Origin of the sequence: Dyella humi, assembly GCF_044904605.1 — a bacterium.
In the GTDB taxonomy this organism is placed as follows: Bacteria; Pseudomonadota; Gammaproteobacteria; order Xanthomonadales; family Rhodanobacteraceae; genus Dyella_B; species Dyella_B humi.
Map to the genome: position 1 here is coordinate 1,664,800 of NZ_JADIKI010000023.1, position 24,654 is coordinate 1,689,453.

The 24,654-nt window shown below is 58.6% G+C and carries 9 protein-coding genes; all 9 read left to right on the forward strand.

All coding sequences use genetic code 11. The features are described from left to right. Window positions 1-196 precede the first annotated feature (196 nt). Entirely contained in the window at window positions 197-817 is a 621-nt protein-coding gene (locus tag ISP18_RS18640; RefSeq protein ID WP_380015668.1) for an OmpH family outer membrane protein, read from the forward strand. A gap of 15 nt (window positions 818-832) precedes the next feature. Further along, entirely contained in the window at window positions 833-1,201 is a 369-nt protein-coding gene (locus tag ISP18_RS18645; RefSeq protein WP_380015671.1) for a hypothetical protein, read from the forward strand. Between the two features lie 317 nt (window positions 1,202-1,518). Then, window positions 1,519-14,061: a filamentous haemagglutinin family protein gene (locus tag ISP18_RS18650; protein WP_380015674.1), complete on the forward strand. Its 12,543-nt coding sequence runs from the start codon at window positions 1,519-1,521 to the stop codon at window positions 14,059-14,061. 77 nt (window positions 14,062-14,138) lie between these two features. Further along, complete coding sequence (locus ISP18_RS18655) at window positions 14,139-14,630, forward strand: hypothetical protein (RefSeq protein ID WP_380015677.1); 492 nt, start codon at window positions 14,139-14,141, stop codon at window positions 14,628-14,630. Between the two features lie 845 nt (window positions 14,631-15,475). Next, window positions 15,476-16,981, forward strand: a complete 1,506-nt coding sequence (locus tag ISP18_RS18660) for a substrate-binding domain-containing protein (protein WP_380015680.1) — start codon at window positions 15,476-15,478, stop codon at window positions 16,979-16,981. A gap of 296 nt (window positions 16,982-17,277) precedes the next feature. Next, window positions 17,278-18,705, forward strand: a complete 1,428-nt coding sequence (locus tag ISP18_RS18665) for a substrate-binding domain-containing protein (RefSeq protein WP_380015683.1) — start codon at window positions 17,278-17,280, stop codon at window positions 18,703-18,705. A gap of 1,123 nt (window positions 18,706-19,828) precedes the next feature. After that, window positions 19,829-21,235 (forward strand): substrate-binding domain-containing protein, encoded by a 1,407-nt coding sequence (locus ISP18_RS18670; RefSeq protein WP_380015685.1) that lies wholly within the window; start codon window positions 19,829-19,831, stop codon window positions 21,233-21,235. A gap of 547 nt (window positions 21,236-21,782) precedes the next feature. Next, window positions 21,783-22,793, forward strand: coding sequence for a beta-propeller fold lactonase family protein (locus tag ISP18_RS18675; protein ID WP_380015688.1), 1,011 nt, complete (start codon window positions 21,783-21,785; stop codon window positions 22,791-22,793). A gap of 610 nt (window positions 22,794-23,403) precedes the next feature. Next, on the forward strand, window positions 23,404-24,411 hold the full coding sequence (locus ISP18_RS18680) for a beta-propeller fold lactonase family protein (RefSeq protein ID WP_380015691.1): 1,008 nt from the start codon (window positions 23,404-23,406) through the stop codon (window positions 24,409-24,411). Window positions 24,412-24,654: the final 243 nt, after the last annotated feature.

The window sequence follows — 24,654 nt, forward strand, 5'->3', positions numbered from 1 at the left end:
GCTTGCAGGGGAGGGTTGGGGTGGGGTGAGTACTTGCTATGAACTTTCCCGCAAGTGTTCACCCCCTCCCAACCTCCCCCTTCAAGCAGGGGGAGGGGCATGTTCAAAGCTTCGTTTCCGCATAGCTGCAATCGCAACGCAATTGGCGTAGGTTGAAGCCCTTTCAACCGCCCGTTCTAACCTTGAAGGATCAACCATGCGCATTGATCGAACGCTCTCCGCCCTTGCCGCCATCCTGCTCGCCGGTATTCCGGCTGCCGCCGCATACGCCCAGTCGAGCGACAGCAACCCGCCGCTGGGCGGCCCGGTTATCTCCGGCGTCTGCTTCCTGTCGCGCGAAGCGATCTTCGCCAATGCCAAGGTGGGCAAGGCCGCATCCGCGCGCCTGAAGCAGCTGGCCGATCAGGCGCAGAGCGAGATCGATGCCCAGCGCAAGCCGCTCGATGCTGACGTGCAGGCGTATCGCGCGCAGGCGGCCTCGCTGTCCGCTGATCAGCGCCAGTCGCGCGAACAGGGGCTGAGCCAGCGTATGCAGAAAGTGCAGGAAGACCAGGCCCTGCGCGGCCGGGAGTTGGAAGCCACTCGCGTCAAGGCGATGGGACAGATCGCGCAATACGCGCAGCCGGTGATCACCGAAACATATCGCAACAAGAGCTGTGGCGTGCTGCTGGATCGCAACGCGGTGCTCGGCGGCAACATGGCCAACGACCTGACTCCGCTGGTAGTGCAGGGCCTGGACACCAAGATCACGACCATTTCATTCAACCTGGAGCAACTTCCCGCCGGCAGCGGCGCCTTGAACGGCGCATCACAGTAATCCGGCCATGTTGTTATGCGCGTGCAACCGCCCGTACTGCTGCTAGGCACGCTGTGCCTGGCGTCCACCTACGCCATGGCGCAGGCGGTTGCACCCGCGCAAGCGCCTGCGTCCTCGTGTGTTGACGTCAGCGTCAACGATCGTCCGGCTTTGTCCTATGCCTGCTTGAATCAACGCCTGGCGTCGTCCGCTAATCAGGCGTCGGCGCCTCAGGTACAGCTCGATGGAGTCGCACGCTCGCCTAGCAACCAGCAGGTTGGACAATTCAATTTTTCGGCCTTTAGCCACCAAATGGGCAGCAATCTCGGTAAATCCGTGACACCGCAACGCCCACCGCCTCTCGTGCCGCTACCGTTGTTGGGTGTGCCGATCGGGACGCATTGAAACTCGATCTCGCCTGGGCAAACTGCACCTTTCAGAGATGCTCGATCGTGCCTCGGCGTCATTCCGGCGAAGGCCGGAATGACGCCGAGGCACGATTCACTACCTTGCGAAGAAGGGTAGGCATCTCACCTTCGAATACAGGGGGTCAAAACATTTACTTCGCGTGAAATCCTCACGACATCCCCCATGAAATTTTGATGACACGGTTCAGTCCGTCATCCACGCAGCGGTCTACTTAGCCGAAGGCCTAGCGAAAAAATGTTCAGGGGAAGAGTTTCGTGATTACACCGGTCGGTTCAGGCAAACATTCCCGTTCCATGCGCGCAGCTGCGGCCAGACATCCTCTGGCCTATGCCATTGCCTCCGTACTGGCAATGGCGGCCATGCCTGTTTACGCAGGCGGTCCACAGGCACTGAGCCAAGCGTGGCTTACGCAAAACCGCACAGCAACGCAGGCTGTCGGCACACCCGGTTCGGCTAACAGCGGCCTTGCCGCGCAGACACCGCAACAATTGCTGCAGCAACAGCAAGTACAGCAGTCGCTAGCCAACCTCAGCAACGCCGTGCAAGCAGTTGCCGCGCAGATGGCCGCACAGAAATCGGCGCAGCAGGCCGCGCAGCAGCAGATCTCGTCGGTGCCGAATGGCCTGACGCCAGGCGGCCTGGTCGTCGCCCCTGGCATATCGAGCAATCCATCGCTGTGGCAGAACGCCAATCTGCCCACGCAATCCACATCCAACGGACAAACCACCGTCCAGGTGAAGCAGACAGCGCAAAAAGCCATCCTCACGTGGAACAGCTTCAACGTCGGCAGCAATACCACGCTCTATTTCAATCAAAGCGGCGGCAATCAGACCAACGGCAGCAACAACAATTGGATCGCGCTCAACCGCATTGTCGATCCGAGCGGCGTGCCCAGCCAGATCTTCGGCCAGATCAAGGCCGAAGGCACGGTCTATCTGCTCAACCACAACGGCATTCTGTTCGGCGCCGGCAGTCAGGTGAATACGCAGTCGCTGATCGCCAGTTCGCTGGATCTTTTCAGCAGCGACATTGCGACCAGCAACAGTGAGTTCCTCAATGGCGGCATCGCCTCCGGCAATTCCGATTTACCGTTCTTGGTCAACGGCGTTTTCGCGGATGGTAAGAACCACGATGTGGTGGTGCAGAACGGCGCCTCCATTACCGGGAGCACGCAAGGCTTTGTGCTGCTGGCCGCGCCCAATGTCTCCAATGCCGGCAGCATTGTGGACGACGAAGGCCAGGTAATACTGGCAGCGGGCACGCAACTCGATAACCAAAGCTCGGGCTCGAACACCCAGCCGCTGTCCGTGTTGAATGCGGGGTTTGACGGCACTGCCACGAATACCGGCTTGCTGCAATCGCGCCGGGGTCACGTGGAAATGGATGGCTATAACGTCATCCAGGATGGCGTGGCGCTGGCCTCCACCAGCATCAGCTATCCGGGCAGCATCGTGCTGAATGCGCAGGCCGGAGGGAACGGTGGGGTCTACTCGGCCGGCGGCACACTGACACTCGGCCCTAACTCCGTCACCACCGTACTGCCGGAAGAAGATGGGGCGACCACCACGTCTACCGCAGCGGCCACCGCTGCCTTCACTCCCGGAAGCCTCACACTCAGCGGCGAAACAGTCGACTTCCAGTCCGGTTCGTTGCTGGAGGCGCCCAGTGCCACGCTCAGCATCAATGCCTACAATTCTTATGTCGGCAAGGTCTATCCTGACCCGGCCGGCCGCATCTATGTCGACAATGGCGCAGTGATCGATGTGTCGGGCCTGGCCGACGTGGAACTTCCCATGTCGGCGCTGCTGGTGGCGATTCCGCGCATCGGCCAGAACGAACTGGCGAATTCGCCACTGTTGCGCGACAGCTTTCTGTACACCGATAAGAACGTGGTGGTCGACAGCAGTCAGAGCGGCATCACGGCCGATGGTCTTGCCTGGGTAGGCAGTCCCATTCTCAATGTTTCTGGCTACGTCGATAACGTGCCGCGCACGGTCAATCAACTGATGACCAACGGCGGCACCATCAACTTCAACGGCGCGCAACAGGTCATCGTGCGCAGCGGCGCGCAAGTTAATCTGGATGGCGGCTATATCGCCTATCAGGCCGGCTGGATCACCACGCCCAACCTGCTGGCGTCCAACGGCCGCATCTACAACATTGCCAATGCCGATCCGAATCTCACCTATGTGGGCTTCGCCGGCCAATACGACGTGGTCGATAACCGCTGGGGCGTGACCACCAACTACAGCAATCCGCTACTGGCTGGCAGCACGCGCTGGGACAGCGGCTTTGCCGTGGGTGGCAATGCCGGCACGCTCAGTATCGCGACGGGCAATGCGGTGGTGCTGGACGGCCAGATCAGCGCGCAGGCCTTTGCCGGCCGCAACCAGGTGGCACAGGGCACCCAACCCAGCGGCGGTACGCTGGATATCAGCGTGGCCGGTGTGACCAATGCAGCTGGCGTTACCACGTTGCCTAGCTTCCTGTTGCAGCAATCGGTTACGCCGCTTGAGCAGCTCTATCCCAGCTTTCAGGCCGATACGCCCTGGTCCATCGTGCTCGGCAACCAGGACCCCACCGGCACCAACCCGTATGACTTGACGCGCTGGGTGCCGGTCTCGGCCAATCTGGTGCAGCAAGGTGGCTTCAGCGTGCTCAACCTGAACATCGCTGGCGGGGAGATCCTGGAGAAGGCCGGCACTGTGCTCAGCGTGCAGCCGGGCGGTTCGATTCAGCTTACGGCCGGCGCCATCAATATCCTCGGTGAACTCAGTGCGCCGTCTGGTGCGATCACCGTGACCGCAGCGGGCAACGGCGACTTTCCCGACCCGACCAGTTTTACCGGCGCGGTGATGCCGGAAGGCATCACCATCGGCAGTGGCGCGGTGTTGAGCACCCGCGGGTTATGGATCAACGATACGGGTGCTTCGGCCGACAACTACATCGGCGATCGTTACATCAACGGCGGCACCATCAGCCTTGTCGCGAATCAGGCTGAGGCGCAGGGAGCTACCAGCGCGACTACCGACCAAACCGGTTCCATCGTGTTGCAATCCGGCAGCCTGCTGGACGTATCCAGTGGTGGTTATGTTAATAGCGACGGTCAGTTGCAGTTGACCAACGGCGTGCCGGTTGGCAGTGGCGGCAGTATCAGCCTGATCGATTACGCGGATCAGGGTGCGTATAAATTCGACAATCTACAGGCGGACGCGCCCACCTCCCTCGGACCGGGCAAGCTCGTACTGGATGGCACCCTGCGTGCTTACGGTTTCAGCGGTGGCGGCACACTTACCTTGCAAGCGGTCGATATCCAGATCGGCGGTAGCGCCAGCGACTTGGCAGTGAGTAACGGCCTCTACCTTTCCCCCTCCTTCTTTGCAGGGCAGGGGTTTGACAACTACGCACTTACGTCGGTCACCGACGCCACTATTGCGCCGGGCACACGGGTGCAGATCAGCCGCGATAACCTGATACCTAATGTCGCTGCGCTGCAGGCCGCGCCCACCGGTACAAACATCTATGGTGGGAGCCCGCTGACCGATAGCGCGTATGTCAACGTGGGTCAGTTGGCGCCCTACCTGCGTTATATCTCCCGAGGTGCAAATGGCCCGGGCTTCTTGCTGAACGCGGGCATGTACCTGAGCTGGCCACTAAATCCCCTCGCTGCCTATGAGGGCCCACCCAGGTATCCCGGTGTTACGGGCTCGGTAGTGCTGGGTGCGGGGGCCATGATTTCCGCCGACGCGGGTGCTGCAATCACGTTGGCAGGCGTTGGATCCACCACCGTGGACGGCACCATCAACGCGCCAGGCGGCACTATCAATATCAGCAATCCGCCAGTGGCCGGTGAGGACACCGGTATCGTGACTACAGCGGAGCTGTGGCTCGGGCCGCAGGCGGTCCTGAATGCCTCTGGCGTGTCATTGATCAATCCTTTGGCTGCTGCCGTACCTGGCAACAGCGTGAGCCTGGGCTTGGCTGAGCGCCACATCCCCCGTACCGGTGTGGTGCTGGATGGTGGCAGCGTTAGCCTGACTTCCGCACAAGGCTACGTGCTCACCGAGCAGGGCAGCCTGATTGATGTATCGGGCAGCTCCGATGTCTACGATCTGCCGGTCGCCAACGGTGTGCTCAACGGCGCAGAAACCAGCTATGTGCCCACCCCGGTATGGAGCAATGCCGGATCGATCACGCTGGGGGCCGCTGCGGGTCTGTATGCGGATGGCAATCTGCTGGCGCGGGCAGGCAGTTCCCAGGCTGAAGGCGGCAGCTTGCAGATCGTCGGCATGAGCACCAACAATTATTTCGCCCCCAAAGCCACTGCCCTCGTATTGCAGCAATCCGGCTTGCTGTTACCTGGCTCCGGCTTGCAACCAGGTGGCAAGGTGGCGCCTAACGCCCCTACGGGGGTGTTGTATTTCGCGCTGAATCAGCTGAACGACTCGGGCATCACCAGCCTCATCCTCGGTCCCGATGCTTCGGCCAGTGGTGGCGGCACCAGCGGCAATAACTACGGCATTGTGCCGATCGGCTTCGCCGGCAATATCGATCTTTCGCTAGGCAAAAGCTTCGCGGCGTATGCGTCCACCTTCACCGCCTTGCCGGTGGGCAGCAAGGACCTGTCCAGCGTCAGTACCACCACCTACAACGTGGGCGATGGTACGGTGCAGATCAGCGCGCCCTATGTGGAAATTACCGGGACTAGCGGTATCACCACGGCACAAATTAGTCCGGTAGCTGGCAGTGGCACATTGGATATCAGTGCCGATTTCATGGACCTTGGCGGCGATTTCATCAATTTGCAGGGTTGGGCCAACACCCATCTCTCCGCCAGCAACGCCATCCGTTTTTACGAACCCGCGGATATCGAATACGTCAACGGCAACATGGTTCCCGGAATGCTGTTCAGCACCGGCAATATCACCATGCAGGCGGCTGAGCTTTACCCAGTCTCGAACTACTACTTCGCGATCGATGCCAATCCTTCGGGGCTGAAGAATGCGCAAGGCCAGGCCCTCAGCACCACGTTGACCATCCTGGGCAACGGCACCGCCAGCGCGCCGCTGTCGGCGGGCGGGGGCCTGTTGTTGGACGCCGACAACATCGTGCAGGACGGCACGGTATGGGTGCCTTCCGGCGATCTCGTCATCGGTGCGCAGAATCAGAATCTTGGCGCTGCGACCACCGCTTTTGGCCTCGTTGGTGCCGGTACCCTCTATCCAGCGCTGGTCGGCACGCAGAGTGTCACGCTCGGCGCCGGAAGCCTCACTTCAGTGTCGCTCGCTGGCGAAACGGTGCCCTATGGCAGCACCACCGATGGCCTGGAGTGGAACTATGCCGGCGCTGCCAACGTCACCGTTTCGCCCCTGACTGCGCCACCGGCCAAGTCCATCACTATCGCCGGCAACAACGTGTCGCTGAACAGCGGTGCCACCATCGATATCCGTGGCGGCGGCAGTTTGCAGGCCTCGGAATGGGTGCCGGGTACGGGCGGCACCGTCAACGTGCTCACCCAATACGAAACCAGCTACGCCAATAGCACCTCTGGCGTGCAGGTGCCGCAATACAGCGATGGACGCGCCATCTACGCCATTCTGCCGGGATATACCGCGCCGGTCAGTGCGCAAGATGCGGCCATGACCAATGCCAACGACGCTGGCGCCGGCCCTGCCGTGGGCGAATCGGTTTATCTGTCCGGCATAGCCGGACTGCCTGCCGGCTACTACACCTTACTGCCTGCCGGCTACGCGACCCTGCCCGGCGCCTATCGCGTGGTGCAGAACACCAGCGCGCAGAACGTCGTGCTAGGCCAGAACGCGGTGCTGCCCGACGGCACGCTCAGCATCACGGGTTATTTTGCCAACGCCCTGGACGGCGCGCACCAATCCACCAATACCACCTTCCTGGTGCAGTCGGCGCCGGTATGGCAGCAGTATTCGCAATACAAGTTCACCGACGCGAACAGCTACTTCACCGCTCAGGCCGCCAGTAACGGCATGGTCGCGCCGTCGCTGCCCGCCGATGGCGGTCATCTGATACTCAGTGCGGCCCAGCAACTGCAACTGGGCGCCGCCCTGAATAACGCACCCGCCAGCGGCGGGCGCCCTGGCCTGGTGGATATCGCAGCGCAGGCGATCCAGGTGGTGGGGGGCGACTCCACGCCTCTGACGGGTTATCTGCAGATATCCGCCGACCAGTTGACGGCTTTCGGCGCAGGCAGCCTGCTACTGGGCGGCACCCGCCAGCTCACCAGCAACGGCTACCAGGTCACCGGCATCGCCGACAGCGTGGTGCTGTCCAACGACAGCGCCGACCCGCTGCAAGGGCAGGAGATCCTGCTAGTCGCCGACGGCAATGCGGGCGCGCAAGGCATCGTGCTGCAGCCGGGCAGCTATCTTGCCGCCACCGGGAACGGTGAACCCAATACCACGCCGTTGCTGTTCGGCAGTAATGCGGTCAGTGGTGGCAGCGCTGCAGTCAGCGGCAATGGCGCGCTGTTGCGCGTTTCGCAGGATGGCCTTGCCCCGGTCACCCGCTACGACGTGTCTGGCACAACCCTGGGCAATCTCACTGTCGATACCGGCGCCACCGTGCAAGGTGGTGGTTCGCTCACCATGGATACCACTGGCGCCACCAGTGTCGATCCGAACGCGGTCTTCACTGCCCAGAACATCCGGGCCATCGCCAACCAGATCAGCTTCGTAGGCAACAGTGCGTCGGCTGGCGCCGGCACCGGCGGCTTGGTGATCGGCCCCGGTACCTTGAGCCTGTTCAACAATGCCAGCCAGGTCACGCTCAACAGCCGTGGTGCCATCGACTTCCTGGGCAATGTCAGCATCGACCTGCCGCAAACCCTGGATCTCAACGCCAATGCCTATGTCAGCGATGGCGGCACGGTCAGTATCAAGGCAGGTACCTTGGGCCTGGGCAATGCGGTCGGCACCAGCACCGCTACGGCGGTGGCGGGCACGGGCCAATGGATACTCAACGCCAACGAGCTGGATTTCACCCCAGGCAGCAGCGTTACCCAGGGCTTTGCCAGTGTTACCGCAAATGCCAGCCAGGGCATCACTGGCCAGGGCACCAGCGGCATGGATTTCGGTGCGGCTAACGTCAGCTTCAATACACCGATCCTGCTCGCAGAAAGCGGTGCCGATACCACACTGACCACCACTGGCAGCTTCGCAGTCAACCATGCCAGCGGCACTGCGCTCACGGATAACAATCTGGGCGGTACGTTGACGCTCAGTGGCGGCACGGTCACGGTTGGCACGCAAGTGGATGCGCTGGCTGGCCAGCTCAAGCTCACTGCCACCAGTGGCGATCTCACCCTTGCCGGTGGCGCCAATGTCGACGCTGCCGGCGCCAACAGAACTTTCTATGACGTCACCACCTATGCGACGGGCGGTAACCTCTCTCTCATATCGAACCAGGGTTCGGTGAACGTGGACTCCGGCGCGGTAGTGAACTTCGCCGGCGCACCGCTGGGCGGCACGGCAGGCACCCTCACCATTGCCGCGAACAATTTAGCCACGTTGGATGGCAGCTTCGACGGCGGTGCCGCCAGTGGTTACAAGGGCGGCTACTTCAGCTTGAGCAGCGGTGGTGCGCAGGATCTCGATCAACTGGCGCAATTGACTCGCAGCGCAGGCACCACCGGCGGCATCTTCATCACCACAGGCGCCGGCAACTTGGTGCTTTCCGCCGGACAAAGCCTGGTGGCACAGGATGTGTACCTCACTGCTAGTGGCGGCAGCGGTGCAGTCAACGCCAATGCGGGCGTGGTGGATATCGAAGGTACAGTGAATATCTCCGGCGCGGCCGCTGGCACCATCCAGCTCTATGGTCGCAACGGTGTCACCGTCAACGGCAGCTTGCTGGCCACCAGCAGCGTACCGGGGCAATTTGGCGGCATCGTGGAGATCGGTACCGTCGGCACGCCGGACGGTACGCTCAACACCACGTACGGCTACGAAAACGTGCAGCCCGGCAGTGCCGGCAGCATCGTGTTCGGACCCAACGCCATCATCAATGTCGCTGGTGGCTCTGCCAACGTGGACGGCATAGTCAGTCTGCGCGCGCCGTTGCTGGCCAATGGCGATGTGCCGATTTCCTTCGCCAACAATGCATCGATCACCGGCGCCAGCAAAGTCAGCATCGTGCCGTATGCGGTGTGGAGCACGGACGACACCAGCACCAACCTTGCGCAACATTTCGATGGCCTGATTGATCCCGCTGGCTGGTACACCAACGCCGGTCCCGGCGGCACGCCGCAACTGGTTTCCGGCACCTGGTACAACGAGGCAGGCGTAACTCTGGCCGCGCCGACCACAGCCGCCATGCTGCAAACCTATCTCAGCAACGATTATTTCGTTCCGGATGCGGCCAATGCCGCGCACCAGGATTTCTACGGCTATGTCGGAGGCACTGCTGGCAATCCGGGAACCTTGATGAGCTACGTGGAGCAGCCAGGCTACAGCTTCGGCAGTCGCTATGCGGGCATTGCCAATCTGGCGATCAGCCCCGGTATCGAGCTGATCAATCCGAATGCCAACATCAATGGCGGCGATATCTCGGTGCTCACCAACTGGAACCTGGGTGCCGGCGTTACTGCGGCCGACGGCACGATCCAGCTGGCGTATCGCTACGGCGCCAATCCTTCCGTCTCCGCTTCAGGCACCGCGCCCACGCTGACGGTATTGGCGCTGCACAACGTGAATGTGGATGCCAGCGTTACCGACGGTTTCTACCAGCAGAACGCCGGAGCAACGCTCACGGCGCCTGTTTATCAGCCATCCGGAGGCGGAACTTCGCTGTACAACGAGGCATACAACGACTACACCGCCACCATCAATTTTTTGGAAAACGACTCCTATAGTCTTTATTTTCAATCGCAAGGGTTCTACAGCACGCCGACAGGTACGCCGTATGTGCTGTGGAACGGCGGTTACACCAATTTCTGGGATAGCTCAGGTTTGCCGGACAATGGCTTCGGTGCGCCTGCTTATTCTATAACCGGCTTCCAATTTTATGAGCCGATAACACCTCCGCAGCCAGGTCAATCCTCGGCGTACTACAACAACTACCTGTCGTACATCGGCGCAGTGGGAGCGGGTCAGCAGGGAACCTGGTCGTACGCCTACAACTTGGGGGACGTCTCGGCGTTCCTCCCCTACAACTTGACGACTACGGGCGCGCCAAATATCGGTGCCAGTTACATCGCGTATGAGCAAGCCTATCTGCAGTGGTTGCAGAGCACATTCAACAGCAGCAATGACAATGCCAATTTCATTCCAGGGGCGCTTTCACTGACGCCACCGCCTATTCAGGCACCCCAGCAATTGGAAGCAACCAGCAACTACACGCAGTATTCGACGGATTACAACACCTACATCACTGGATTCAACGCCTACTACAACTACGTCGCCTACAGTCTGGGCAACGTTGTCGGTCAGAACTTGAATTTCATCCCTGCTTCGGGCATCACTAATGCCACGGCTTACGGTTCGCAGTTCTTCTATGCGCCCTCCGCGCCCGTACCCGGAGCCGCAGTCATACCACAGGCAGCGAATAACTCGCCGTCGAACATGCCAAGCCTAGGCAATCCGGTTTCGCTAGCGTCGGCCACTTTGTTGGGTGGATCGAGCAGCACCTATCAGCTGGTGGCTGGCGCCAATTTCGCCAGTGCCAATCCGCTCTCTGTCGTCGCGAATACCAGCGCGGGTAATGTCAACCTCAACGGCAATTTCGCCGTGCAATACACCGCCAGCGTCGGCGATGGCAAAACGCTGGAGTTCCCCACCGTGGTGCGCACAGGTACGGGCTCCATCGACATCGTGGCAGCTGGCGATATCGATTGGCAGGATTCGACTGCACCGGCCACGGTCTATACCGCAGGTGAGCCTGCCGCGGGCACTACGGCGGGTACCGGGGTGTATGTGGTTGTTCCTTCATCGATCCAGCCCGGGATTGGTCCAACCCCCGATCTGCTGCAAAACGGCCTGGTCAATCCCGTCAATGCGGGCAATGTTCTGCTCAGCGCCGGCGGCAATATCAACGGCATAGAACAGGTCTACGACAGCACTGGCAGCATCACCGGCACAGCAGGCGCGTTTATCGGGCAGTACTGGTGGCCGTGGATGGAAACCGGTAACAGCGTCACCAACGGCATCACCACCCGCACCTCGATCAATTTCGCCAATTTCGATCAGGGCCTGATGAGCGCAGGCGGTAATATCACCGTCACGGCGGGCGGCAATATCAGCGACCTCTCGGTATCCCTGCCGACAACCTGGTATGCCAACGCCACGGATACCGCCGCCACCACCGTGGGTGGCGGCAATATGAGCGTCAGCGCGGGAGGTAATATTTTCAGCGGCAGTTATTTCGTCGCGAATGGAACGGGCAGCCTTTCGGCAGGCGGCTCGATCGGTTCCGATTTCACTTATGTCATACCGAATGGCAGCATTGGACCGAACGGGGCTCCAATTGGCGGCTTCACCACGCCGGTTTCCACGCTGCTCGCCTTGCAGAATGCGCAATGGACTGTGCAAGCGCACAATGGTTTGAATATCGCGGACATTCTCGATCCGTCTTATGCCTCTCCCTCATGGCTTAGCACGGATGGGCAAAGCTACAGCAGCAACTCGGCGGTCAACGCTACAACTGCCTCGGGCGACCTCACGCTGGGTAGCCTCGCTTGGGAAACCCAGCTGCTTGGTGACGCTACCGGCAGCTACGACCTCGGCGTATTGCCGTCAACGCTCGGGTTCGGCGCGCTGAACGGAAATATCAACATACTCACCTCGGGTGGGCTGTATCCCTCGGTCACGGGCAATTTAAGCCTGCTTGCTGCCGATTCGATCCGCCTCGCGCAGCAGAACTACGACCTTGAAAACGGAAATGCCAACTCAACCACTTTTGGCCTGATCGATGCGGCTGCCTCGCTGCTGCCGTCGCCCTTGCAGCCACAAGGTTCCGATAGCACTTACTACACATATTTATCCGAGCAGAACTATCTGGATCAGGGCAGCGTTGGTCCTTATACAAGCGAATTGCATCAGGCGGGGCTTCATGATGCCGACACCACGCCGATGCGCATCTACGCGCTCAGCGGCAGCATCATCAACGGCACGGCTGCGCCCAACGGCATCCAGATGGATGAAATGCTGATCGAGCCGGACAAGCCGGCGTTGATCTACGCGGGCCAGGATATCGTCAATCTTTCGTTTATCGGCCAGCAGACGCATGCGGCGGATATCACCCGCATCGCGGCGGGCGGCAGTATCTACGATACCCAGTACAACCCCAATGTGTTGAGTGCGTTCACTCCGCTGGGCCTGAATTACCAGCTATTGCCCCTGATGGAACTGAGCGGTGTAGGAACATTGGAGGTGCAGGCGGGGCACAATATCGGCCCGCTCACCAGCCAGACCGATCTTCTTAACGCAAATGCCAACGAGGGCAATCCGACTGGCATTGAAACCATTGGCAACTCGCTCAACCCTTACCTGCCGCATGATGGCGCCAATATCGATGTACTGTTCGGCGTAGGCCCTGGCATCGACACCACCAACTTCCTTACGCAATACCTGAGCAATCCCAATGGCGTGGATGGTTTCGGCAGCCTGCTGCCGGATCTGGTCACCTTCATGGAGCAGCAGGAAGACGGCCAGGTAGTCGATACCGGTTTCGCCAAGGATCAGCTCAACGTGGTGTTGACCACGAAGCAGGCCGAAGCCGCCTTCCAGCAATTACCTTCCTACAAGCAGCAATTATTTGCGCAGCAGGAGCTCTTCAAGCTGCTGGCGCAGGTGGGTGCGGATTACAACGATCCGAATAGTCCGTATTACAACCAGTACGCACGCGGCTATGCGGCGATCGAAAGCCTATTCCCCGCCGCGCTGGGCTATACCAATAACGGTAGCGGCGCCGGTGGCATCAACGGCGAAGCCAAGACTATCGATACGGGTGACCTGGATATCCGCAGTTCCACCATCCAGACCCAGCAGGGCGGCAATATCAGCATCCTGGGTCCGGGCGGCCAAGCATTGATCGGTAGCGTCGACGCGCCGCCGGTGATCACCAACAACCAAGGTCAGGTCGTCGCCGGCCCCAACAGCATGGGTGTGCTTACTCTGGAGCAGGGCAATGTCGACATCTTCACCGACCGCAGCCTGCTACTGGCGCAAAGCCGCATCTTCACCGAGCAGGGCGGCAACATGGTGATCTGGAGTTCCAACGGCGACATCAACGCGGGTCAGGGTGCGAAAACTGTAGCCGTGATCCCGCCGCCCACATATCTATGTGATCTGGACGCCTTCTGCTTGCTCGATGCGAAGGGCGAAGTCAGCGGCGCCGGTATCGCTACGTTGCAGACGATACCCGGTGCGCCGACCGGCAACGTCTATCTGGTCGCACCGCGCGGCACGGTGGATGCAGGCGATGCCGGCATTCGCGTCTCCGGCAACCTGGTGGTGGCCGCTGCGCAAGTGCTGAATGCCGACAATATCCAGGTGCAGGGTCAGAAGATCGGTGTACCGGTGGCGCAAACGGTGAACGTCGGCGCACTCACTGCGGCAGGCGCCGCGGCAGGCGCGGTAAGCAAAGTGGCGCAGGACATGGCCAAGCAACAGCAGAACGATGCGCTCGGCAAGCAACCATCGATCATCTCGGTGCAGGTGCTCGGCTTCGGCGACGGTAGCACCAGCATTCAAGGCAGCGGTAGTGGTTACGACCCGAACAGCCCTGTGCAGGTGCTCGGTGCCGGACCGCTAAGCGATGCGCGCAAGCGCTCGCTGACCGAAGCCGAACGCAGGCAACTCAGCGAATAACGACATAACCGATAACCAGCGCAGAACTGGGAAAACAGCAAGGCCGGCGGGGCAGGCGCCGGCCTGAGACCCACAACATGAATCGAACATCCTCCTTGCGGAATCCGTCCCAGGGACAGGCTGGGTTTTTCCCCTATGAAGCCCACGACAAGGGATTGAGGCGAATTACAGTGAATCAGGGTGCGCTCGTCGAAACACTGATCCAGCTTTCCAACTTCCGTCAATACACCATGGCCGAATCCCTGCTACGGGCCTGCACACGCGAACAATTGCAGGCGTTGCTCGATGTGGCGGAGCGTGCTTTCAGCAAGCGACTTACCTATTCGTTAGAGAAACAGCTCAAGCGTATCGGCGATTCAACGGACAAAGTGAAAGGCGTCCTGCTCGCCGAATTGATGAAGATTTTCAACACGTGGTGCATGGAAGGGCATCGCAGTGCGATTCGCTGTGTGCTCATGGAGTTGACATTGGGAGAACTCACAGCGCTTGCGCACATGCATGAATTAGACAGGGAGGTGTATTCCATGTTGCACGAATATGGGTTTCCGTATGAATCGTCGCCATGTTAGTGCCGATGAGTTTGTCTTTTCGGACAGCACTAAGCCTGATGACGATTTGACCTTGATGCCGTCATTGCCGTAAACGAACACCGTTGTTCGGGAAAATTTTCGCCGACTGACGCAAATGCGGCGCATGACTCGTATTTTCCTCTGCTGTTCGATGGGCGACTCACAAAACGCCTCTGCTGCGCGAGTATCTCCATTTGTGCCGCAATCGGCTCCCTCCCCTGCTTGCAGGAGAGGGTTGGGGTGGGGTGAGTACTTGCCTGAGACTTTCCCGCAAGTATTCACCCCTCTCAACCTCCGCCTGCATGCAGCCTGATTAGCTCAACCATCCCTGCTCTTTGCTCGTCATCCCAGCCTTCGCTGGAATGACGATGCGGCATAGCTGAGATTCGACACCCATCAGGTGCAAGCAAGGGGGATGCCTGTTCCGTGCTTCGCCTTCGCCTCTGCGTCGAGGCGAAAATTTCCCCGGAAAGCAGAGCGCTAAGGTTGGAAATGGCGGGAGCCCCTAAGCATCCCAAAGAAGTTGTGCACTTACTCATGTAGCTTGCAAACAGAGTAGGCACTCCTGAAAGGAAATACACAACCGCGCAACAGATTGTAGAAATCCAAATGCCTACAAAACGTGAAAATCGCCTTTAAAAATACCCATCACTGCATAGAATGTGCGTTGCCTCACACGTAATTTCATAATGGCAAAATATGACGTTAAATATTATTTCAATACGTCGATGCTGTAATTTTATTGGCATATTCAACGACACCAATACTTAATTAGACAGTCATTGCGCGGGCGTAAAAAGTCATGGCCTCCAATTCCGGAGGTATATGCGCTATGGGGAAAAACCATGAATTATGGACTTACTAGGTTGAGCACCCGCACCAAGCTGGTAGCCGCTGCTCTCGCGTTGGCTCTGGCTGGCGTTTCTCATGCCCAGACGACGCAAGTAGGCGGTGGCGCGACGCTGCCGTCGATCGGCTATGTCGGTACCAATGCCGCTTCGAATCTGCAAGTGTGGGGAACCTCCGCGAACAACACCGTCGATCCCATCGATCCGAATTCGCTGTTCGGCGTGTATCAGGCGCAGACGGGCAACCCGAATGTCTCCTACTGCCTGACCGGCAGCGGCGCGGGCAAGGACACTCTCGCAGCACCGATTACCTTGGTCGTCAACGGTGTGTCGACCTCGTTCAGCGTGCAGAATACCTGCGTGAAGAACAGCGTGGGTACCGTCCCCGGTTTCGGCGCCGGTCTTACGGGCGTGGGCCGCACGGATCTGACTCAGCCGAACTTTGCGGGTTCGGATTCCCCGCTGGCTGCCGCAGATTACCAGCACTACCAGACCGGCCATGGCTCCAGCGCTTTCCCCACGCAATTCCCGGCTGTGGCGGGTGCGGTGGCGATTGGCTTCAATGTAGTTGATACCAAGGGCGTCCAGGTGACGACTTCGGCCACGGGCCTTTCCGACTCCATGATCTGCAACATCCTCTCCGGTCAAATCACCAATTGGGACGATACCAGGTTGACCAGCGCGTTCACGGTGTCCAGTGGCGCCTCGCTGCCGAACGCACCGATCAACGTGCAGTACCGCTCGGATGGCAGCGGCACCACCTTCAGCCTCAGCAACCACCTGACGGCTGTCTGCGGCGCCATCAACAGCGTCGATTTCCAAGCCAACCAGGCCTTCACCAGTGTAGTCGCTGGCTTCTTCACCAGCGGCTTGCCCAATGGTAACGGCACGAGCACGGCCAAGTGGACTGGTGCCAGCGGCAACCCTGGCGTAGCCAGTGCCATCGTAACCACGGCTAACAGCATCGGTTATGTGGAAACGGCCAACGCCCTGGCAACGAACCCCGGCATGAAGTTTGCCAATGTTAATAGCTTGAGCCCGACGGCGAACTTCGGCACCCCGCTTGCCATCACCTCCGCCGCCATCGTCTACAACCAAGTGATCAGCGCCACCAATAATACCAATGGCACCCCTGCCCTCGAAGGAATCAGCTCCATCACAAACCCAACTGTGACGGCCCCGCCCGCCAACTCGACGTGCATCGCGCTGGTGAAGCCGTCCCTGTATGCCAAACCGGGTATCCCGGGCAGTCTGATCACGTCGACCACGTATCCGATCGTGGCCATTTCGTATCTGCTCTCCCACGCTCAGGGTGTCTCGTCGGGTGACCTTGCCAGCACGCAGGGTCTGGTGAATGCTGCGTATAACTCCACCATCACGGGCAGCGTAAACACCATCGGATCGGGTACGGGTCTTGCGTTCCTGAACCTCGGCACCAACGGCGCTGCTTTCGGCACCAACGGCGTCAACGCACCTGGCGATTGCGTCAACAGCGGCCAATAAGTTTCACGTTGCAGGAAGCAGAAAAGGAGGGGATGCCTCGGCATCCCCTTTTTTGCGCGCGCCGTAGCGCGCAACGCCGTAACGGGTACCGTTTAACCACGGTGGCGGTGATCAGGACAAGTTGATGTCGAAAGCCGCGGCTTATGATTGCGAATATGAAGCTTGGGTAATTTTCTTTATTTACCGTAATAAAAAAGACGTTTTGAGTGACGCCAATACTTCAACGTATCGTCACTGCGCACGTATACACATGAAGACCCTCCAGTCCGGAGGCATATGCGCTATGAGGATATACCATGATTAACGGACGTATTAGGAGAATCACCTGTGCCAAGATGGCATGGGGTGCCCTCGCACTGGTCATCGCTGGCTCGGTTCACGCTACCACTCTAGTGGGCGGTGGCACGACGCTGCCCGCGCTCGGCTATGTCGGCAGCAATGCAGCCACGCAACTGCAAGTATTCGGGACCAACGTCGCATCAGGTTCATTGTTCGGCGTGGACAGCTCAACAACGCCAATAGGTGCTCCTGCTTTCTCCTACTGCGAGACTGGCGACGACGCCAGCAAGAATATCTTTGCCGGGGTTACTACATATTCAAGTGGACTCACTACTCCATATAACGTGCAGAATTCCTGCACGAAGAATGCCACTGGTACCATCACTGGTTTCGGAGCTGCTCTTTCCGGGGTGAATCGCACGGACCTGGCCCAGCCAGACTTTGCCGCGGTGGATTCGCCGCTGAACGCTAGTGATTATCTCAATTACCAGAACAACCACACTTCCGGTGACTACCCCGTGCAGTTCCCGGCCGTGGCAGGCGCGGTGGCAATTGCTTTCAACTTGAGGGACAACACCGGTGCGCAGGTGACTTCTTCGGAAGTGAACCTCAGCGACACGCAGGTCTGCTTGATCTTCTCTGATCAAATCACCTCCTGGAATGATACGAGGCTGGCCAGCGCGTTCACCCTGCCCGCGGGCCATTCGATTCCTGCCAATCCGATCAACGTGCAGTACCGCTCGGACGGCAGCGGTACCACCTTCAGCCTCAGCAACCATCTGGCGAATGTCTGCGGCACCATTAACAGCAGTGTTTTTGAAACCAGCCAAGCCTTCACTAGCGTGGTCGCCAATTTCATCAACCCGGTTCCGACCAACTGGACCGGCTCCAGTGGTGACGAGAGCTTAGCCGAGGCTTTGGGGAATACGGCCAATAGCATAGCTTATGTATCCACAGCCAATGCCTTGGCAACGAATACGCCTCTGCAGATCGCAGACGTGAACGGCACTAACCCAGTCAATGACTTCGGCGGCCCGTTCACCATTACCGACACCGCCTTTGTCTACAACGAAGTGATGAACACCACCAACAACACAAATGGCACCGCTCAGCTCGAGGCGATCAGTTCCATCCCGGGCGTGGTGAATCCTCCTACCACGTCATGTATCGCGCTGGTGAAACCGGCACTCTATGCCAAACCGGGCGTTTCGGGCGGCGTCGTGCCGACGGGCACCTATCCGATCGTGGCCATTTCCTATCTGCTGGCCAATGCCGAAGGCAATGGAGCGGACCTGCTTCACATGAAGCGTCTGCTGATCGCGCCGTATGGCTTCAACTTCACCAGTAGGGTCACCACCATTGGACCCGGTACTGGCTTGGCGTTCCTGACTCTTGGCACCAACGCTTTCACCATCAGTCAGGTAAGCGGCTGCCTGGTCAACTGAAGTTCCGTGCTTCACGCAGCGGGAAAAGCATGCAGAGGAGGGGATGTTTATGCATCCCTCTTTCTGCATGCGTACGCGTAACGGCGTAACCGCGCTGATTTGACCAAAGTGGCAATGATCGAAGTGATGACGTTGAATCGTGTATGTTGGATAGCGATAACTTTTGGACCATCGCAACTGGTACAGAGCCCTCCTGCGTTGGATCTCGATGCCATGAAGTCGCATGAATTCCACGATTGACAAGTCCCTTCATGATTAGCGTTTTGTCTCAGCTGGCGGATATCTGCTCCCCCTACGTGTAGTAGGGGAGGTTTGGGGAGGTGAAGCGAATCTCGCGATGATGTCCCACCATGCATGCACCATCATTCTGGCTATTACCGGACGCGAGCTTCGCTCGCGTCACCTCATCCTAACCCTCTCCTGTGCCCGCAGGAGAGGGAACTGCGCGTAGCGCAGCTCAGACACGAGGCTAATCAGTAGTTCCCTTGAAACGTGTACTTGAGATCCCCACGGCCCATCGCCGTCGTTCGTTGGGTGCATGCTTTCGCCAGTACGTTGCCTACTTCGCGACTTCCGGTTGAGATTCGACACCTATCCGTTTCACTCAAGAGCGGGATGGGTTGATCCACCTTGCTGCGGAAAAGTGCCTTCGCTTTCGCGGGACTAGTGTCAAGGAAAAATGAAGCTTCACGGGAAGCTAAGTAGTGCGTCGATCAACGACAAGAAATATTGATTGTCCAATGCACTCGCGCCAGCCGTGGACGTTTTTATCGCATAGCAGGACGCTTTCGCAGATATGACGAAAACAGGAGGCATAACTTATCTTGTAAACGAAATTCAATCACACGTGAGATATGCATAATATTTGTGAAGCCTGAAAAATATTATGCCTATAAAGCGTCAAAATGCGATGAAAATACTGTGCATTATCTGAAGCGAACGACTTTTAATGTGATGAAAGAATAATCGCCATAAAATACGGTGTTAAATATTATTCAACGCTTCGTTATTGTAATTTTATTAGCATAATCAACGACATTAATATTTAATTGCAATGTCACTGCGAGAGCGTAAAAAGCCATGGCCTCCAATTCCGGAGGTATATACTCTATGGGGAAAAACCATGAGTTACGAGCTTAGTAAGTTGAGCACTCGCACCAAGCTGATGGCTGGCGCTCTCGCGTTGGTTATGGCTGGATTTTCGCATGCTTCGGGCACGCAAGTAGGCGGTGGTGCGACACTGCCGTCAATCGGCTATGTCGGTAGCAAGGCAGCCACCGTACTGCAAGTATTTGGAGCCAACGTCGCTCCGACTTCACTGTTCGGTGTGTATAGCGCCCAGTCGGGCAACCCCGGTGTCTCCTACTGCCTGACCGGTAGTGGCGCGGGCAAGAACATCCTCGCCGGCGCTACCGTAGGCGGTATCAAGTTCAATGTGCAGAATCCCTGCACGAAGAATGCCGCTGGTACCGTCACTGGCTTCGGTGCACCGGCTGTAGGCCGCACGGACCTGCTCCAGCCTGACTTTGCCGGTGCGGATTCGCCGCTGAACGGTAGTGATTACCTCAATTACCAGAACAACCACGATTCCCTTGATTACCCCGTGCAGTTCCCGGCCGTGGCGGGTGCGGTGGCGATGGCCTTCAACCTGAAGGACAACACCGGCACTCAGGTGACTTCTTCGGAAGTGAACCTCAGCGACGCGCAGATCTGCTTGGTTTACTCCCATCAAATCACCGTCTGGAACGATTCCAGGCTGGCCAGCGCGTTCACCCTGCCCGCGGGCCATTCGATTCCTGCCAATCCGATCAACGTGCAATACCGCTCGGACGGCAGTGGCACCACCTTCAGTCTCAGCAACCATCTAGCAAATGTCTGCGGCACCATCAACAGCCACGTCTTTGAAACCAATCAGGCCTTCACCAGCGTGGTTGCCAATTTCGTCAGCCCGCCTCCGGCCAACTGGACCGGTTCCAGTGGCAACGAGTCGGTAGCCGCTGCGATTGGCAATACCGCCAACAGCTTTGGCTATGTGGAAACGGCTAATGCCTTGGCAACAAACCCCGGCCTGCAGTTTGCCAAAGTGAACGGCACGAGCCCGACCGCCAACTTCGGCAGTCCGCTTACCATCACCGGCACCGCGTTTGTCTACAACGAAGTGATCAACACCACCAACAACACGAACGGTACCGCTCAGCTCGAGGCGATCAGCGCCGTCCCGGGCGTGGTGAATCCTCCTACCACGTCATGTATCGCGCTGGTGAAACCGGCACTCTACGCCAGAGCGGGCGTCCCGGGCGGCCTCGTGCCGACGGGGACGTATCCGATCGTGGCCGTTTCGTATCTGTTGGGCAACAACAATGACAATGGAACGGACCTGAACTTCGTGAAGGGTGTGCTGACATCGCCCTACACCCCTGCCATTACCAGCAAGGTCACCACCATCGGGCCTGGCAAGGGCTTGGCGTTCTTGACCCTTGGCAGCGGTGCTTTCACCGCCGCTCAGGTCAGCGGCTGCGTGGTCAACTAAGTTCTACGTTTCACATTGCAGGAAGCAGAACAAAGAGGGGATGCCTACGCATCCCCTCTTTGTTAGCGCACTGCAACAGCGTGACGTCGTAACAGTTACTGCTATGACCGCTATGGCGGCGATCAGGACGACTTGACGGCTAAGTCGTGGTTTATGACTGCGAATATGAAAATTGAATGATCTCTTTTTATTTGAGGTAACAGAAGAGACATTTTCATGGACGCCAATACTTAAAGGTATCGTCATAGCCCAAGCGCATGCTTGAGCGGTACTGGACTGCGAAAAGACTAGGTTCGCAAGCATCGGTACTTGGAAAGTATCACTGCACTGCAGTGGGACAAATTGAGCGCCGGCATGCGCGCAAAGGGGATGTTCCGCGTTCCAGTCCTCGGCCGGAGAACGTCCGGCAGGGCTGGGTTGGCAAGGGATATCAAACCATCCTGTCTGGGGCCCTGAAAAGCACCCCCAATGGTTCGAATGCCGACGCAACGAGATGGTTTCATGCCGGGCGCGTCGTAGCGCCCATCATCTGCTACGGGAGTATTCCATGTTCACTGATCAACTGAGCTTCAAGGCGCGTCCGACGGGGCGCAAATGGTTCGCTGGCGCGGCTCGTTGCGCCCTTCCTTTGCTGATGGCGTGGGTGGCGCTACCGGCCGCGGCCCACAACAACAATGCTTACGTGGCCAATGAAGTTGACAACACGGTCTCGGTAATCAACACGACCACCAACGCCGTCACCGCCACGGTGCCGGTGGGCACCAATCCTTCGGGCATCGCGGTCAGCCCCAACGGCGCCAGTGTGTATGTGGCTAATTTGAGCTCCAACAACGTCTCGGTAATCAACGCGGCCAGCAACGCCGTGACTGCCACAGTGGCGGTGGGGAGCAGTCCTGACAGCGTAGCAGTCAGCCCCAATGGCGCTGATGTGTATGTAGCCAACTCCAATGCCAACACTGTTTCCGTGATCGCCGCGGCCAGCGACGCCGTGATAGCCACGGTGCCGGTGGGAAACAACCCTAACAGCGTAGCGGTCAGCCCGGATGGCGCCCATGTATACGTGGCCAATACGAATGACAATACGGTCTCTGTGATCGCCACGGCCACCAACACCGTGACCGCTACGGTGCCGGTCGGGAACAGTCCTTTCGGCGTAGCGGCCGGTCCCTTTGGCGCGCGTGTCTACGTGGCCAATTTCGGTGACAACACCGTTTCCGTGATTGACACGTCCACCAACGCTGTGACTGCCACGCTGCCGGCGGGGAATGGTGCCCTTGGCCTAGCGATCAGCCCCATTGGCGCTCCTGTGTATGCAGCCAATTTCAACGATAACACCGTTTCCGTGATCGACCCGATCAACAAGACCGTGTTTGCCACGGTCCCGGTGGGGAGCAGTCCGGAATCCATAGCGATCAGCCGCAATTGCGCTCGTATCTATGTGGCGAATGCCAATTCCAACAGCGTTTCCGTGATCAATCCGTTCACCAACAAAGTGATCGCCACGGTAAGCGTGGGTAGCGTTCCTACAGCTGTGGCGACCCAGCCACAAGAATGGTGAGGAAGCGGTAAGTCTTGGTGGCACTCTGGTAATGGGACATATGTCCTGACACACCACGCCCACTGCAGAAGCAAAAGCAGACGGCCATCTCATGCGAGATGGCCGTTTTCTTTGCGCGCTGAATGCAGTCCCATTTGAGGGTGCTGCCGCTTCCTACTTTATCTTGTTCAATGACCTGAGAATCAAGCCAGTTGTTCAACGCAGTAATTCGCGTCGAATGCGTGAATCACTTCATTCACTCAAAGCAACCGCGATGACAAAAATATGACAAATCGCTGCTGGCCGCTGTTTTTTAAGTCATATGCTCTTCATGGCCCAAGCGCATGCTCAAGTGGTGCCGCATTGCGACAGGACGAGGCTCGCAAGCTTCGGCACTTGAAAGCGATCACCGCATTACAAGTGGGACAGGTTGAGCGGCGGCATGCGCGCGCGCATAAGGGATGTTCCGCGTTCCAGTCATCGCCTGGGGAAAGCACTGCAAGGTGGCAAGAGGTATCAAACCATCCGATTCGAGCGTTGAAAAACATCCCAACGGTTCGAATGCCGACGCAACGAGATGATTTCATGAGGGGCGCATCGTGGTGCCCATAATCTTCTACTGAGGTGTTCCATGACGACTGATCAACTGAGCTTCAAGACACGCCCGGCAGGGCGGAAATGGTTTGTTGGCGCAGTTCGCTGTGTCCTTCCTTTGCTGATGGCGTGGGTGGCGCTACCCGCCTCAGCCCACAACAACAATGCTTACGTAGCCAATGAAGTCGACAACACGGTCTCGGTGATCAACACGGTCACCAACGCTATCACCGCTACGGTGCCGGTGGGCACCAATCCTTCGGGCATCGCGGTCAGCCCCAACGGCGCCAGTGTGTACGTGGCCAATTTCAGTTCGAACAACATTTCCGTGATCAACGCGGCTACCAACACTGTGGCTGCCACGGTGGCGGTGGGGAGCAGTCCTGATAGCGTAGCGGTCAGCCCCAATGGCGCTGATGTGTATGTGGCCAATTCCAACGCCAACACCGTTTCCGTGATCGACACGGCCAGCAACGCGGTGGTTGCCACGGTGCCGGTGGGAAACAGCCCCAATAGCGTAGCGATCAGCCCCGACGGCACTCATGTGTACGTGGCCAATACCAGTGACAACACGGTCTCTGTGATCGCTACGGCCACCAACACTGTGACTGCCACGGTGCCGGTCGGAAACAGTCCTTTCAGCGTGGTAGTAAGTGCCACCGGCGCTCGTGTATATGCGGCCAATTTTGGTGACGGCACTGTCTCGATCATCAGCACGGGCAGCAATACCGTGACCGCCACGGTGCCGGCAGGGAGCGGTTCCTATGCTGTAGCGATCAACAGCGATGGAGCTCGCGTGTATGTGGCCAACTACAATGCTAACTCCGTCTCGATCCTCAGCGCGGCCAGCAACAGTCTGATCGCTACGGTGCTGGTGGGTGTTTCTCCGGACGCCATCGCGGTCGCCCACAATTGCGGTCTCGTGTATGTGGCCAATGCGAATTCCAACACCGTTTCCGTGATCAATCCGTCCACCCAAGCCGTTGTCGCCACGGTTAACGTGGGTAACGTTCCTGCGGCCGTGGCGACTCAGCCGACATACTGATGAGGAAGTGATGGCGTTCGCGTGATGGAGTCAATGGTGGTTCCAACACCGTTTCTTTGACCGCTGCTGTCTAAGCTCCATTCTCTGGCAGGCTCCGCAAACTTCATCTGCTGCAGAAGCAAAAGCAGACGGCCATCTCTCGCGAGATGGCCGTTTTTTGTGAGCAAAAAGCAGCCTTATTGAGGGGGTAATGGCAAGTTAGCAAAGCTTACCAATGCATCGATCTTGTGCAGGACACAGGCC

Bases quoted from the DNA above. Each gene is read 5' to 3' on its own strand.
- ISP18_RS18640 (WP_380015668.1), top strand. From the start codon at position 197: ATGCGCATTGATCGAACGCTCTCCGCCCTTGCCGCCATCCTGCTCGCC.
- ISP18_RS18645 (WP_380015671.1), top strand. From the start codon at position 833: ATGCGCGTGCAACCGCCCGTACTGCTGCTAGGCACGCTGTGCCTGGCG.
- ISP18_RS18650 (WP_380015674.1), top strand. From the start codon at position 1,519: ATGCGCGCAGCTGCGGCCAGACATCCTCTGGCCTATGCCATTGCCTCC.
- ISP18_RS18655 (WP_380015677.1), top strand. From the start codon at position 14,139: ATGAATCGAACATCCTCCTTGCGGAATCCGTCCCAGGGACAGGCTGGG.
- ISP18_RS18660 (WP_380015680.1), top strand. From the start codon at position 15,476: ATGAATTATGGACTTACTAGGTTGAGCACCCGCACCAAGCTGGTAGCC.
- ISP18_RS18665 (WP_380015683.1), top strand. From the start codon at position 17,278: ATGATTAACGGACGTATTAGGAGAATCACCTGTGCCAAGATGGCATGG.
- ISP18_RS18670 (WP_380015685.1), top strand. From the start codon at position 19,829: ATGAGTTACGAGCTTAGTAAGTTGAGCACTCGCACCAAGCTGATGGCT.
- ISP18_RS18675 (WP_380015688.1), top strand. From the start codon at position 21,783: ATGTTCACTGATCAACTGAGCTTCAAGGCGCGTCCGACGGGGCGCAAA.
- ISP18_RS18680 (WP_380015691.1), top strand. From the start codon at position 23,404: ATGACGACTGATCAACTGAGCTTCAAGACACGCCCGGCAGGGCGGAAA.